The sequence below is a fragment of the Bdellovibrio sp. HCB274 genome (assembly GCF_047306075.1).
Taxonomy (GTDB): Bacteria; Bdellovibrionota; Bdellovibrionia; order Bdellovibrionales; family Bdellovibrionaceae; genus Bdellovibrio.
Window position 1 is genome coordinate 754,840 of the sequence record NZ_CP178623.1, and the last position, 11,462, is coordinate 766,301.

Annotated in this window: 22 protein-coding genes; all 22 read left to right on the plus strand. The window is 43.7% G+C overall.

Features of this window, described 5'->3' with window-relative positions; all coding sequences use genetic code 11:
• The first annotated feature begins 134 nt into the window (after positions 1-134).
• The 22 genes from rpsL (at position 135) to rpmD (ending at position 11,462) form a co-directional block, all read left to right on the plus strand.
• On the plus strand, positions 135-509 hold the full coding sequence (rpsL, locus tag ACLWNV_RS03705; protein WP_413577449.1) for a 30S ribosomal protein S12: 375 nt from the start codon (positions 135-137) through the stop codon (positions 507-509).
• A 10-nt stretch (positions 510-519) separates the two neighbouring features.
• A complete protein-coding gene (gene rpsG, locus ACLWNV_RS03710; protein ID WP_413577452.1) occupies positions 520-993 on the plus strand; it encodes a 30S ribosomal protein S7 in 474 nt (157 codons plus the stop codon).
• Between the two features lie 9 nt (positions 994-1,002).
• Positions 1,003-3,108, plus strand: coding sequence for an elongation factor G (gene fusA / locus ACLWNV_RS03715; protein WP_413586568.1), 2,106 nt, complete (start codon positions 1,003-1,005; stop codon positions 3,106-3,108).
• A 212-nt stretch (positions 3,109-3,320) separates the two neighbouring features.
• Entirely contained in the window at positions 3,321-3,638 is a 318-nt protein-coding gene (rpsJ, locus tag ACLWNV_RS03720; RefSeq protein WP_025308875.1) for a 30S ribosomal protein S10, read from the plus strand.
• A 9-nt stretch (positions 3,639-3,647) separates the two neighbouring features.
• A complete protein-coding gene (rplC, locus tag ACLWNV_RS03725; protein ID WP_413586569.1) occupies positions 3,648-4,313 on the plus strand; it encodes a 50S ribosomal protein L3 in 666 nt (221 codons plus the stop codon).
• Between the two features lies 1 nt (position 4,314).
• Positions 4,315-4,944 carry a 50S ribosomal protein L4 gene (rplD, locus tag ACLWNV_RS03730; RefSeq protein ID WP_413586570.1) on the plus strand — a complete coding sequence of 210 codons (630 nt, stop codon included), beginning with the start codon at positions 4,315-4,317 and terminating at the stop codon, positions 4,942-4,944.
• Between the two features lies 1 nt (position 4,945).
• Positions 4,946-5,224, plus strand: a complete 279-nt coding sequence (rplW, locus tag ACLWNV_RS03735; protein WP_088615307.1) for a 50S ribosomal protein L23 — start codon at positions 4,946-4,948, stop codon at positions 5,222-5,224.
• 2 nt (positions 5,225-5,226) lie between these two features.
• Positions 5,227-6,045 carry a 50S ribosomal protein L2 gene (gene rplB, locus ACLWNV_RS03740; RefSeq protein ID WP_088615306.1) on the plus strand — a complete coding sequence of 273 codons (819 nt, stop codon included), beginning with the start codon at positions 5,227-5,229 and terminating at the stop codon, positions 6,043-6,045.
• A 9-nt stretch (positions 6,046-6,054) separates the two neighbouring features.
• Positions 6,055-6,345, plus strand: coding sequence for a 30S ribosomal protein S19 (rpsS, locus tag ACLWNV_RS03745; RefSeq protein ID WP_413586571.1), 291 nt, complete (start codon positions 6,055-6,057; stop codon positions 6,343-6,345).
• Positions 6,346-6,357: 12 nt separating this feature from the next.
• Positions 6,358-6,690, plus strand: a complete 333-nt coding sequence (gene rplV / locus ACLWNV_RS03750) for a 50S ribosomal protein L22 (protein WP_142699133.1) — start codon at positions 6,358-6,360, stop codon at positions 6,688-6,690.
• Positions 6,691-6,692: 2 nt separating this feature from the next.
• Positions 6,693-7,358 (plus strand): 30S ribosomal protein S3, encoded by a 666-nt coding sequence (gene rpsC / locus ACLWNV_RS03755; RefSeq protein ID WP_142699134.1) that lies wholly within the window; start codon positions 6,693-6,695, stop codon positions 7,356-7,358.
• Positions 7,345-7,752: a 50S ribosomal protein L16 gene (gene rplP / locus ACLWNV_RS03760; RefSeq protein WP_088615302.1), complete on the plus strand. Its 408-nt coding sequence runs from the start codon at positions 7,345-7,347 to the stop codon at positions 7,750-7,752. Before rpsC ends, rplP begins: the two co-directional genes overlap by 14 nt.
• Before the next feature lie 2 nt (positions 7,753-7,754).
• Positions 7,755-7,946: a 50S ribosomal protein L29 gene (gene rpmC, locus ACLWNV_RS03765; RefSeq protein WP_088615301.1), complete on the plus strand. Its 192-nt coding sequence runs from the start codon at positions 7,755-7,757 to the stop codon at positions 7,944-7,946.
• Positions 7,947-7,950: 4 nt separating this feature from the next.
• The gene (gene rpsQ / locus ACLWNV_RS03770; protein ID WP_340599056.1) at positions 7,951-8,223 is read left to right on the plus strand and encodes a 30S ribosomal protein S17; all 273 of its coding nucleotides are present in this window, start codon (positions 7,951-7,953) and stop codon (positions 8,221-8,223) included.
• An 11-nt stretch (positions 8,224-8,234) separates the two neighbouring features.
• Positions 8,235-8,603 (plus strand): 50S ribosomal protein L14, encoded by a 369-nt coding sequence (gene rplN, locus ACLWNV_RS03775; RefSeq protein ID WP_413586572.1) that lies wholly within the window; start codon positions 8,235-8,237, stop codon positions 8,601-8,603.
• 10 nt (positions 8,604-8,613) lie between these two features.
• The gene (rplE, locus tag ACLWNV_RS03780; RefSeq protein ID WP_088615298.1) at positions 8,614-9,153 is read left to right on the plus strand and encodes a 50S ribosomal protein L5; all 540 of its coding nucleotides are present in this window, start codon (positions 8,614-8,616) and stop codon (positions 9,151-9,153) included.
• Between the two features lie 9 nt (positions 9,154-9,162).
• The gene (rpsN, locus tag ACLWNV_RS03785; protein WP_413586573.1) at positions 9,163-9,468 is read left to right on the plus strand and encodes a 30S ribosomal protein S14; all 306 of its coding nucleotides are present in this window, start codon (positions 9,163-9,165) and stop codon (positions 9,466-9,468) included.
• 10 nt (positions 9,469-9,478) lie between these two features.
• Positions 9,479-9,868, plus strand: coding sequence for a 30S ribosomal protein S8 (gene rpsH / locus ACLWNV_RS03790; RefSeq protein ID WP_340599060.1), 390 nt, complete (start codon positions 9,479-9,481; stop codon positions 9,866-9,868).
• 7 nt (positions 9,869-9,875) lie between these two features.
• Positions 9,876-10,418 (plus strand): 50S ribosomal protein L6, encoded by a 543-nt coding sequence (gene rplF / locus ACLWNV_RS03795; protein WP_413586574.1) that lies wholly within the window; start codon positions 9,876-9,878, stop codon positions 10,416-10,418.
• Between the two features lie 9 nt (positions 10,419-10,427).
• The gene (rplR, locus tag ACLWNV_RS03800) at positions 10,428-10,793 is read left to right on the plus strand and encodes a 50S ribosomal protein L18 (RefSeq protein ID WP_413586575.1); all 366 of its coding nucleotides are present in this window, start codon (positions 10,428-10,430) and stop codon (positions 10,791-10,793) included.
• A 9-nt stretch (positions 10,794-10,802) separates the two neighbouring features.
• A complete protein-coding gene (gene rpsE, locus ACLWNV_RS03805) occupies positions 10,803-11,264 on the plus strand; it encodes a 30S ribosomal protein S5 (protein WP_340599063.1) in 462 nt (153 codons plus the stop codon).
• Positions 11,265-11,276: 12 nt separating this feature from the next.
• Positions 11,277-11,462, plus strand: coding sequence for a 50S ribosomal protein L30 (gene rpmD, locus ACLWNV_RS03810; protein ID WP_142699141.1), 186 nt, complete (start codon positions 11,277-11,279; stop codon positions 11,460-11,462).

Below are 11,462 nucleotides of genomic sequence, written 5' to 3' on the forward strand. Positions count from 1 at the left end.
TAAAAAACTCAAAAAGTGGAACTCACGCCGGTTTTTGGGAAATAAAAATAACAACAATGTCTTGACCCGGACACTTGCGACAATGTAAGTTCCAGCGTCTTGAATTCGAATAAATTGTTTAAGGGGTTATAAAAGTGCCTACAATTAACCAGCTCATCAAAAGTGAGCGTAAAGTTCAAAAAAACCAAACTAAATCACCTGCTTTGGTGTCATGCCCTCAGCGTCGTGGTGTTTGTACTCGTGTTTATACAACAACTCCAAAGAAGCCGAACTCCGCTCTACGTAAAGTAGCAAAAGTTCGTCTGTCTAACGGTTTTGAAGTTATCTCTTACATCCCAGGTATCGGTCACAATCTTCAAGAGCATAGCGTTGTCTTGATCCGTGGCGGCCGTGTTAAGGACTTGCCGGGTGTTCGTTACCACATCGTTCGCGGTGTTCTAGATCTTCAAGGTGTGAACGGTCGTCTTCGTGGTCGTTCAAAATACGGTACTAAGAGACCTAAGAAATAAGGATTAAGAGATGTCACGTCGTAAAAAGACCTTTAAAAGAGAAATCATTCCTGATCCGGTTTTCAAGGATCTAACAATCGCTAAGTTCATCAATAAAATGATGTACCAAGGTAAAAAAGCTACTGCACAGAAGCTTTTCTACGGAGCATTGAAAGAACTTGAAGGAAAAGTGCAAGGCGAAGAGCCAATTGCAGTTTTCAAAAAAGCTCTTGAGAACGTTAAGCCTTCTATCGAAGTTCGTTCTCGCCGTGTTGGTGGTGCTACATACCAAGTTCCTATCGATGTTCGTCCAACTCGTCGTCTAGCTTTGGCTATGCGTTGGTTGGTAGAATACTCTCGTGAACGTGGCGAAAAAGACCATGCTAAGCGTTTGGCTGGCGAATTCATCGATGCTTACAACAATAGAGGTAACTCTATTAAGAAGAAAGATGAAGTTCACCGTATGGCTGAAGCTAATAAGGCTTTCTCTCACTACAACTGGTAATCTGTTTACATGTCAGCTAAAGATCCTAAAGTTGTAGCTGATCTCAAGTATACTCGTAATATCGGCATCATGGCTCACATTGATGCCGGTAAAACGACGACCACCGAGCGCATTCTTTACTACACTGGAAAAAGTCATAAAATTGGTGAAGTTCACGACGGCCAGGCCACTATGGACTGGATGGTTCAGGAACAAGAGCGTGGTATTACCATTACCTCTGCTGCCACTATGGCGTTCTGGAAAGATCACCGCATTAATATTATCGATACTCCGGGGCACGTTGATTTCACTATTGAAGTTGAGCGTTCTTTGCGCGTTCTTGATGGTGCTATCGCGGTTTTCGACGGTGTGAATGGCGTTGAGCCTCAGTCTGAAACTGTTTGGAAACAAGCTGACAAGTATAAAGTACCAAGAATCTGTTTCGTTAATAAAATGGACCGCGTGGGTGCAGATTTTGTGATGTCTTACGGGACAATCAAAGAGCGCTTGCAGGCCAATCCAATCCCAGTTCAAGTTCCAATCGGTGTTGAAGACACCTTCCGTGGCGTTGTCGATTTGTTGGAAAATCGCGCTTACGTTTGGACGACATCCGGTATGGGTGACAATTTCGAAGTTACCGATGTTCCTAACGACATGAAGGACGATGTAAATCGTTTCCGTACAGAGGTCGTTGAAAAGATCGTTGAGTTCGACGATGTTCTTCTTGAGAAATATCTCAATGGAGAAGAAGTGACTGTGGCGGAGCTAAAAGCTGCTCTTCGCAAAGGCACTCTTGAGCTTAAAGCGTTCCCGGTATTCTGTGGAGCTGCTTTCAAAAACAAAGGTATTCAGCCTTTGCTTGATGGTGTGATCGATTACCTTCCATCACCTATCGAAGTTCCGGATATCGTGGGGCACGATCCTGAACGTCCTGAAAAAGAAATCGTATGTAAAACTGATTTCGACGCTCACGTGGCGGCCTTGGCATTTAAAATCGCCAACGATCCGTTCGCGGGAACTTTGACCTACATCCGTGTGTATTCCGGTGAAGTAAAAGTGGGCGATCAACTTTTGAATCCTCGTACTCAGAAAAAAGAGCGCATTCAAAAGCTGGTAAAAATGCATGCGAATTCGCGTGAAGAAGTGACCGGTTTAAAAGCGGGTGATATCGGTGCCGTAATCGGTCTGAAATTCACTGGTACTGGTGATACTCTTTGCGAAACGTCCCATGCTGTTGTTCTTGAATCCATTACTTTCCCAGAGCCGGTGATCGCAGTGGCGATCGAAGCTAAATCTTCTGCAGATCAGGAGAAGATGCTTGCGGGTCTGGAAAAACTTCAAAAAGAAGATCCTTCCTGTAAGCTAAGAAATGACCCGGAAACCGGTCAGATTCTGCTTTCTGGTATGGGGGAGCTTCATCTGGATATCCTGGTGGACCGTCTTCTTCGCGAGCACAAGGTGCAGGCGAATGTCGGTAAGCCCCAGGTTTCCTACCGCGAAACGATCACTTCCGCAGCTTCTGCGACTCATGTTTATGAGCGCGAAATTGCCGGCGAGATGAACTTCGCATCCGTATCTCTGACGATTGAGCCGATCTCTCAGGCAGATCATATCCAATTCGCCAGCAAGGTATCTACGTCTAAAGAATTTACGCCAACAATGTTCAAGGCCGTTGAAAACGGGTTCCGTGAGGCTGCCGAAGTGGGTCCGTTGGCGAGTTATTCCATGCTCGGTATTAAGGGGACTTTAACATCTGTTGAGGTTCGCCCTGAATCTTCCTCGGAAATGGCCTTTAAAGCGGCCACTTCCCTGGCATTCAGAGATGCCGTTAAAAACGCCCAAGTGGAGCTTATGGAGCCTATCTTTAAGCTCGAAGTGACTTGCCCTGATGATTTTGTGGGTAATATCGTGGGTGACTTGAACTCTCGTCGTGGGAAAATCCTTACGATGAACGTGAAGCCAGGGGGTGGGCAGGTTGTCTTTGCTGAAGCTCCATTGGCCACTCTATTTGGCTATGCGACCGATGTGCGCAGCTTAAGCCAGGGCAGAGCAAGTTTCAGTATGGAATTCTTGGAATACGCCGTGGTCCCTGCGAAGGTGAAAACGGAAATTCTACATAAAATGGGAAGATATTAATTATTTAATTTTTTCCCTTTGACAAAGATTTTTTAAATGCGCATACTCGCGCACTCGTGACATCTATATTTACAAAAAACCCCCCGCGTTTGGTGGACTTTCTAGGCCGCAAGGGCTAATTCGGGGCAAGTTTTCGATGGGATTGGATGTTCAGTTATTAACAAGTTTGCTAGTAATTACGCTACTTTATACAAAAGAAGAGAAGTGTCCTTATGCAAAGTCAGAAGATTAGAATCAGATTGAAGGCATTCGATCATAAATTGCTTGATCAGTCGACGAAAGAAATCGTTGAGACTGCTCGTCGCACAGGCGCAAAAGTTGCGGGTCCAATTCCCTTGCCTACTCGCATCAACCGCTACACTGTACTACGTTCTCCACACGTTGATAAAAAATCTCGTGAGCAGTTCGAAGTAAGAACTCACAAGCGTATGCTTGATATCCTTGAACCTACTCAACAAACAGTAGACCAATTGATGAAATTGGATCTTTCTGCTGGTGTTGACGTCGAAATCAAATTGTCAGCAATTTAGGAGTAAGACGTGAGCGAAACACAAGAAAACACACAAACGTCTACAGGTCTAAAGCTGAACGGCTTGTTCGCCTTCAAAGAAGGTATGGCTACAATCTATAATGAACAAGGCGAAGCGATTCCAGTAACAGTTCTTCGTTATGAACCTTGGTTTGTTTCTCAAATCAAAACTAACGAAGCTGATGGTTACGAAGCTATTCAAGTAGCTTGCGAACCTAAAAAAGCTAAAAATTCAAACAAAGCTGAACAAGGCCACCTAAAAGGTGCTGGCTTCGAAAATGGCGCGAAATTCGTAAAAGAACTTCGTCAAGCTATTCCAGAAGGTCTTACAGTAGGCGCGCAAGTATCTATCGATTCTTTGTCTAAAGGTGACGTTGTTAAAATGACAGCGAAATCTAAAGGTAAAGGTTTTGCGGGTGTTATGAAGCGTTGGAATTTCGCCGGTGGACCTGGTTCACACGGTTCTAAATTCCACCGTCGTCCGGGTTCTTCTGGTAACAGAACATGGCCAGGTCGCGTAATGCCAGGTAAGAAATTCCCAGGTCATCTTGGTAACGAAACAGTAACTGTTAAGAACGTTGAAATCGTTGAGATCAATCACGCTGAAAACGTTGTTATGGTTAAGGGCCCAGTTCCAGGTGCGAAAAACACTTTGGTGAAATTGGTGAGAGTGTAATATGGCAACAGTAAATGTACTTAACTGGAAAAAAGAAAAAGTAGGATCTATCGATCTTGCAGCTGATGTTTTCGAAACTCCTGTTAAAAAAGAAGTTTTGCACACAGTAGTTCAATGGCAATTGGCTAGCCGTCGCCAAGGTACTCACATGACTAAAACAAAAGGTCTAGTGAGCGGTGGTGGTAAGAAGCCTTTCAAACAAAAAGGTACTGGTGGAGCTCGTCAAGGTTCTAGCCGTTCTATCTTGATGCCTGGTGGTGGTACTGCTTTCGGTCCTCAACCTCGCAGCTACGCGTTCGTACTTCCTAAAAAAGTTCGTCGCTTAGGTTTGAGCATGGCACTTTCTCACCTTCAAAAAGAAGGCAAGTTGTTCGTAGTAGACAGCATGCAATCTGAAGGTAAAACAGCTGAGTTGAGCAAGCGCCTTAAAGCGTTCGGCTTGAAAAAAGCAGTTTTGATCGATGCAAATGTTAACGACAAGTTCAATCAAGCTTCAAAAAATCTTCCAACATTCAAATACTTCCCAGTTGAAGGTTTGAACGTGTTTGATCTTTTGAAATACGATGCTGCAGTTATTACTAAAGAATCTGTAGCTAAAATCGTAGATCGCTGCTCAATGGAGAAAGCGTAAGATGAAACAAGTAATTAAAACTCCACTAATCACGGAGAAAAACACATACCACAACGCAGCTGGCGTTTACGTGTTCGAAGTAGATATGAAATCTACTAAAACAGAAGTAAAAGCAGCAGTAGAGAAGAACTTCAAAGTTAAAGTTGACAGCGTTAGAACTAGCGTTTGCCGCGGTCACTCTAAAAACACGAAGTTTGGTGCAACTAAGGTCCCTTACTGGAAAAAAGCTTACGTTAAGCTTGTTGAAGGTGAGAAGATCGCTCTTTTTGAGGGAGTATAGAGATGGGTATCAAGACGTTCGCCCCGCGCTCTCATGGTCGTAGAGGAATGACTGGTTTCGATTTCAAAGAAATCACAAAGACAACTCCAGAGAAGTCTTTGCTTGCTCCTCTAAAGAAACAAGCAGCTCGTAACAATCACGGTCAAATTACTATTCGTCACCAAGGTGGCGGTCATAAACGTAAATACCGTTTGGTTGATTTCAAACGTATGAAACTAGAAGTGCCAGCGAAAGTTGCTGCGATCGAATACGATCCGAACAGAACTTGCCGTATCGCTCTTCTTAACTATGTAGACGGTCAGAAAGCATACATCATCGCGCCAGTTGGCTTGAATGTAGGCGACACTGTACTTTCTTCAGACAAAGCCGACATCAAACCAGGTAACTCTTTGTCTTTGTCCGCTATCCCTGTTGGTACAGTAATTCACAATATCGAATTGCGCCCAGGTAAAGGTGGTCAAATTTGCAGAGGTGCAGGTGCGAGCGCGACTTTGGCTGGTAAAGGTGATATGTACTGCCAAGTACGTATGCCATCTGGTGAGTTGAAGCAGGTTCTTTCAGTATGCCGCGCTTCAATCGGTCAAGTTGGTAACACTGATAACGAAAACATTAATCTGGGTAAAGCTGGTCGCTCTCGTTGGAGAGGTATCCGTCCTTCAGTTCGTGGTATGCACATGAATCCAGTAGACCATCCATTGGGTGGTGGTGAAGGTGTGGGTAAAGGTCATCATCCTGTAACTCCATGGGGTCAACCATGTAAAGGTTACAAGACGAGACATAACAAGAGAACTGACTCTTCAATCATCAAGAGACGTAAGTAGGAGTAAACTGTGGCACGCTCAATTAAAAAAGGTCCATTTGTTGATCTTCACCTTCAAAAGAAGGTCGACCACGCAATCGAAAAAAACGACAAGAAAGTTATCAAAACTTGGTCTCGTCGTTCAACAATTCTTCCAGAAACTATCGGACTTACGTTCGCAGTTCACAATGGTAGAAAGTTCGTTCCAGTTTACATCACTGAGAACATGATCGGTCACAAACTTGGTGAGTTTGCTCCGACAAGAACTTTCCAAGGCCACGCTGAGAAGAAAGCCGCAGCTCCAGCTGCTGCTAAGAAGTAGTAGGTAGAGATTATGGAAGTTAAAGCTAGTCTAAAATACGCAAGAGTAGGTGCTCAAAAGGCAAGACTTGTTGCAGACCTAGTTCGCGGTAAAGACGTGAACGAAGCTGTTAAAACTCTTACTTTCTTGAACAAAAAAACTGCAGGTATGGTTAAGAAATTGATCGAATCTGCTGTAGCTAACGCTGAATACAAAAAAGTTATGGACGTAGATAACTTGGTTGTTAAAGCCATCTGGGTTGATCAAGGTCCGGTTCTTAAGAGATTCCGTCCACGCGCTCAAGGCCGTGCATTCGGTGTTCGTAAGAAAACAAGCCACATCAACGTTGTACTTGAGGAGAAATAATCGTGGGACAAAAGGTTCATCCAATTGGTTTACGCGTTGGTGTTATTAGAACTTGGGACTCTCGCTGGTATGCGAAGGGTAACCAATATTTCGAAAATCTACATGAAGACATCCGCTTGAGAAAATACCTAAAAGGTAAACTTAAGCACGCTGGTGTAGCTAAAATCGAAATGGAACGTGCAGCGAAGAAGATTAAAATCATCATCTCTACTGCTCGCCCAGGTGTTGTTATTGGTAAAAAAGGTACTGGTATTGACGCTCTTAAAGCGGAAGTTCAAAAACTTACACCCAACGAAGTTTTCTTGAGCATCCAAGAAGTGCGCAAGCCAGACCTCGATGCTCAGCTCGTTGCTGAGAGCATTGCTCAACAACTTGAGAAACGTATCTCTTGGAGAAGAGCTCTTAAAAAATCTATTGCAGCTGCGATCAAAGGCGGCGTGAGAGGTATCAAGATCCGTGTTTCCGGTCGTCTTGATGGTGCAGAGATTGCTCGTTCAGAGTGGTACAATGAGAAGAGTGTTCCTCTTCATACATTGCGCGCAGATATCGACTACGGTACTGCTGAAGCTCTAACTGCATACGGTATCATCGGATTGAAAGTATGGATCTATAAAGGCGATATCTTATCTGCTCGCGAAGTTGAGGAGGCAGGTCGTGTTAAGTCCTAAAAGAGTAAAATGGCGTAAACAATTTGTAGGCCGCGCAACTGGTTTTGCGTACAGAGGTTCTAACCTTGATTTTGGAGATTTCGGTCTTCAAGCAGTTGAGGAAGGACGTCTTACAGCACGTCAGTTGGAAGCAGGTCGTATTGCTATCTCCCGTTCAGTTAAGCGTGGTGGTAAAATCTGGTGCCGTGTATTCCCAAATACACCGGTAACAAAAAAACCAGCTGAAACTCGTATGGGTAGCGGTAAAGGTAACCCGGAGCTATGGGTAGCCCGTGTTCTTCCTGGAAAAGTTCTTTTCGAAATGAACGGTGTGACTCGTGAGCAAGCTAAAGAAGCTTTCGAACGCGCAGCTCACAAACTTCCTTTCAAAACTCGTTTCTTGGTTAGGGAGTAGTTATGAAGTTCGTAGAGATTAAAGATCTTTCTGTAACTGAATTGAAAAAGAAAAGAGCAGCTCTTTCTGAAGAGTTGTTCCAAGCTCGTATCAAGAATTCAATTGGTCAACTTTCAAATCCAATTGAAATTCGTGATCTTCGTCGTTCAATCGCGAAAATCAATACAGCAATCGTAAAGAAAGTGGCGAGGTAGTTAAATGACAACTGAAACAAATACTCGTGGTCGTAAAATCGAAGTAGTTGGTGAGGTTATCAGCGACAAGATGGATAAAACTATCTCTGTCCTAATCTACCGCATGGTTAAACACGCTAAATACGGTAAGTACGTTAAGAAGACTTCTGTGTTCAAAGCTCATGACGAGAACAACCAAGCTAAAATTGGTGATATCGTTAAGATCCGTGAAACACGTCCTCTTTCCAAAACTAAACGTTGGGCTTTGTCTGAAGTCGTAGAGACTGCGAAAGCATAAGGGGTGTTGTCATGATTCAAATGCAAACTAGACTAAATGTAGCTGACAACTCTGGCGCTAAAGAAGTTATGTGCGTAAAGGTTCTTGGTGGTTCTAAACGTCGTGTAGCATCTATCGGTGATGTTATCGTTGTTTCTATCAAAGAAGCTTTGCCAAACGCTAAAGTTAAAAAAGGTGACGTTGCTAAAGCCGTAGTAGTTAGAACTGTTCAAAAACTTCGTCGTGCAGACGGTTCTTATATCCGTTTCGATGATAACTCTGCTGTTTTGATCAACGCCAATAAAGAACCAATTGGAACACGTATCTTTGGCCCAGTTGCCAGAGAGTTGAGAGCGAAAGCGTTCGTTAAGATCGTTTCTTTGGCTCCGGAAGTTCTGTAAGGGGTATGAGATGAATCGCTTAAAAGCTAAATACAATAAAGAGATCGCTCCTGCTCTGAAAAAACAATTGGGAGTTGAAAACGTAATGCAAGTTCCTCGCTTGGAGAAAATCACTCTTAGCGTGTGCTTGAGCGAAGCTGTTCAAAATCCAAAAATTTTGAACACTGTTGTTGACGAGATCACAGCGATCTCTGGTCAAAAAGCAGTTATCACTAAAGCTAAAAAAGCTATCTCTAACTTCAAATTGCGTGCTGGCATCCCATTGGGTGTTCGCGTGACTTTGAGAAAAGAGAGAATGTGGTCATTCCTTGATCGTCTAAACACATTGGCACTACCTCGCGTACGTGACTTCCGTGGTTTGCCGAATAAAGGTTTCGACGGCCGTGGTAACTACAACATGGGTCTTAAGGAGCAAATCGTGTTCCCTGAGATCAACTTCGATAAAGTTGATAAAACTCGTGGTATGAACATCACTATCTGTACAACAGCTAAAAACGACACTGAAGGCAGAGCGCTTCTTGAAGCACTTGGTATGCCTTTCAGAAAGTAGGATGATCTAATGGCACGCAAATCAGCAATTATTAAAAATAACAAAAGAAAAGCAACTGCTAAGCGCTACACTGAGTACAGAACAGAGCTTAGAAATAAAGCCGTTGACATGAAACTTTCTGATGACGAAAGAGCAGAAGCTCGCAAAAAGCTTCAAGCTCTTCCTCAAAAGACAAACATCAACCGTGTTATCACACGTTGTGAAATTTCTGGTCGCCCTCGTGGTAACTACAGAAAATTCGGTTTGTCTCGTATCGCCTTCAGACAACTTGCGCTTGACGGTAAATTGCCAGGCGTAACGAAAGCTAGCTGGTAAGAGGAAAACTATGGATACAATTTCTCAGTTCCTTACAATCATTAGAAACGCTGGAGCAGCAAAACACGAAAAAGTGGATTTGCCTGCTTCTAAAGTTCGCGCTGGTATCGCACAGATCCTTGTAAACGAAGGTCTTATCCGCAGCTTCAAAGTTGCTAAAGACTCTAAACAAGGCATCATGCGTGTTTACTTGAAGTACGATGAAGCTGGTCAACATGCGATCAACTCTATCGACCGTGTAAGCCGTCCAGGCCGTCGCGTTTATGTTAAATCCGATAAAATTCCTCAAGTTCGTTCTGGAATGGGTATGACTATCCTTTCTACGAGCAAAGGGATCATGAGCGGTAAGCAAGCAGCCCAGGCAAACCTTGGCGGCGAATTGCTTGCAACACTTTGGTAGGTGAAACATGTCTCGTATTGGTAAAGCACCCGTTATTTTTGATAACACAGTAAAAGTAGATGTTACACCTGCTAACGAAGTTGTGATTAAAGGCGCGAAATCTTCTTTGAAGATTGGTATGCAGCCTCAAGTTACAGCTAAAGTTGATGGCAACAAGGTAGTGTTGACTCGTAAAGACGACTCTAAAGAAGCTCGTGCATTGCACGGTCTTTACAGAGCTTTGGTTCAAAACGCTGTAACTGGCGTTACTAAAGGTTTCACTAAAGGTCTTGAGCTTCAAGGTGTAGGTTATCGTGCAAACGTTGCAGGTAAAAAGTTGGAGCTTTCTTTGGGCTTCTCTCACCCTGTAGTTTTCGATATCCCTGAAGGCATCGAAATCAAAGTTGAAAAACAAACAGCACTTTCAATCACTGGCGCTAGCAGAGAACTTGTTGGTCAAGTAGCTGCTAAAATCCGTTCGTTCCGTCCACCAGAGCCATACTTGGGCAAAGGTGTTCGTTACGCTGGTGAGCATATCCGTCGTAAAGCCGGTAAGTCTGCTGGTAAATAGAGGTAATGTATGAAATTGAAAATGAGTAAACATACAAGCGATCGTAAAGTTAATCGCCTTAAAAAGAAGATCCGTATCCGCAAAACGGTTAACGGAACTGATGAAAGACCTCGTCTTTGCGTATACAGAAGCGGTAAGCACATGTACGCAAGCGTTATCAACGACGTTACTGGTCACACTCTTGTGTCAGTTTCTTCTCTTGGTAAAGAAGACAAGTCTGGCGTTGAAATGGCTAAGCTTGTTGGTATGGAAGTAGCGAAAGCTGCTACCGCTAAAAAAATCACGAACGTAGTATTTGACCGTAACGGTTACTTGTACCACGGCCGTGTTAAATCTCTAGCTGATGGCGCTCGTGAGGGCGGCCTCAATTTCTAAGGAGTGAATGTGGAGAAAGTTCAAGCTCAAGCAGCTGAATTAGAAGAGCGTGTAGTAGCGATCAACCGCGTAACAAAAGTTGTTAAGGGTGGTCGTCGCTTCTCTTTCGCAGCTCTAGTAGTTGTTGGTAACAAAGCTGGTGATGTTGGTTTTGGTTCTGGTAAGTCTGTGGAAGTTCCAGAGGCTATCGGCAAAGCTAGCCGCGCTGCTAAGAAATCAGCTAAATCTGTGACTCTTAAAGAAGGTCGCACAATCCCTCACGAAGTAATCGGTAAATTCGGTGCTGCAAAGGTTATTATGAAACCAGCAGCTCCAGGTACTGGTGTGATCGCGGGTGGTGCAGTACGTGCCGTTCTTGAGTCAGTTGGTGTTAAAGACATTCTTACTAAATGTGTTGGTACTCGTAACCCGCACAATGCAGTAAGAGCAACAATCGATGGTTTGAATCAACTTAAAGAGTTGAGCAAATAATCGGAGGCGATCATGGCTAAAACATTTATCGTAAAATTGAAAAAATCGACTATCGGCTGCACTCAAGAACAAAAAGATGCAGTTCGTTGCCTTGGTTTGAAGAAAGTTAATTCCACTGCACAAGTGAATGACACTCCAGCAAACCGTGGCCAAATCATGAAAGTTCAACATCTAGTAAATGTTGAAGTTAAGGGGTAA

What these genes read in the sequence shown, in the direction of transcription:
- rplD (WP_413586570.1), top strand. Translation starts at nt 4,315, where the DNA reads ATGGCAACAGTAAATGTACTTAACTGGAAAAAAGAAAAAGTAGGATCT.
- fusA (WP_413586568.1), top strand. Translation starts at nt 1,003, where the DNA reads ATGTCAGCTAAAGATCCTAAAGTTGTAGCTGATCTCAAGTATACTCGT.
- rplR (WP_413586575.1), top strand. Translation starts at nt 10,428, where the DNA reads ATGAAATTGAAAATGAGTAAACATACAAGCGATCGTAAAGTTAATCGC.
- rpmD (WP_142699141.1), top strand. Translation starts at nt 11,277, where the DNA reads ATGGCTAAAACATTTATCGTAAAATTGAAAAAATCGACTATCGGCTGC.
- rpsN (WP_413586573.1), top strand. Translation starts at nt 9,163, where the DNA reads ATGGCACGCAAATCAGCAATTATTAAAAATAACAAAAGAAAAGCAACT.
- rplF (WP_413586574.1), top strand. Translation starts at nt 9,876, where the DNA reads ATGTCTCGTATTGGTAAAGCACCCGTTATTTTTGATAACACAGTAAAA.
- rplE (WP_088615298.1), top strand. Translation starts at nt 8,614, where the DNA reads ATGAATCGCTTAAAAGCTAAATACAATAAAGAGATCGCTCCTGCTCTG.
- rplB (WP_088615306.1), top strand. Translation starts at nt 5,227, where the DNA reads ATGGGTATCAAGACGTTCGCCCCGCGCTCTCATGGTCGTAGAGGAATG.
- rplN (WP_413586572.1), top strand. Translation starts at nt 8,235, where the DNA reads ATGATTCAAATGCAAACTAGACTAAATGTAGCTGACAACTCTGGCGCT.
- rpmC (WP_088615301.1), top strand. Translation starts at nt 7,755, where the DNA reads ATGAAGTTCGTAGAGATTAAAGATCTTTCTGTAACTGAATTGAAAAAG.
- rplW (WP_088615307.1), top strand. Translation starts at nt 4,946, where the DNA reads ATGAAACAAGTAATTAAAACTCCACTAATCACGGAGAAAAACACATAC.
- rpsH (WP_340599060.1), top strand. Translation starts at nt 9,479, where the DNA reads ATGGATACAATTTCTCAGTTCCTTACAATCATTAGAAACGCTGGAGCA.
- rpsG (WP_413577452.1), top strand. Translation starts at nt 520, where the DNA reads ATGTCACGTCGTAAAAAGACCTTTAAAAGAGAAATCATTCCTGATCCG.
- rplV (WP_142699133.1), top strand. Translation starts at nt 6,358, where the DNA reads ATGGAAGTTAAAGCTAGTCTAAAATACGCAAGAGTAGGTGCTCAAAAG.
- rpsJ (WP_025308875.1), top strand. Translation starts at nt 3,321, where the DNA reads ATGCAAAGTCAGAAGATTAGAATCAGATTGAAGGCATTCGATCATAAA.
- rpsQ (WP_340599056.1), top strand. Translation starts at nt 7,951, where the DNA reads ATGACAACTGAAACAAATACTCGTGGTCGTAAAATCGAAGTAGTTGGT.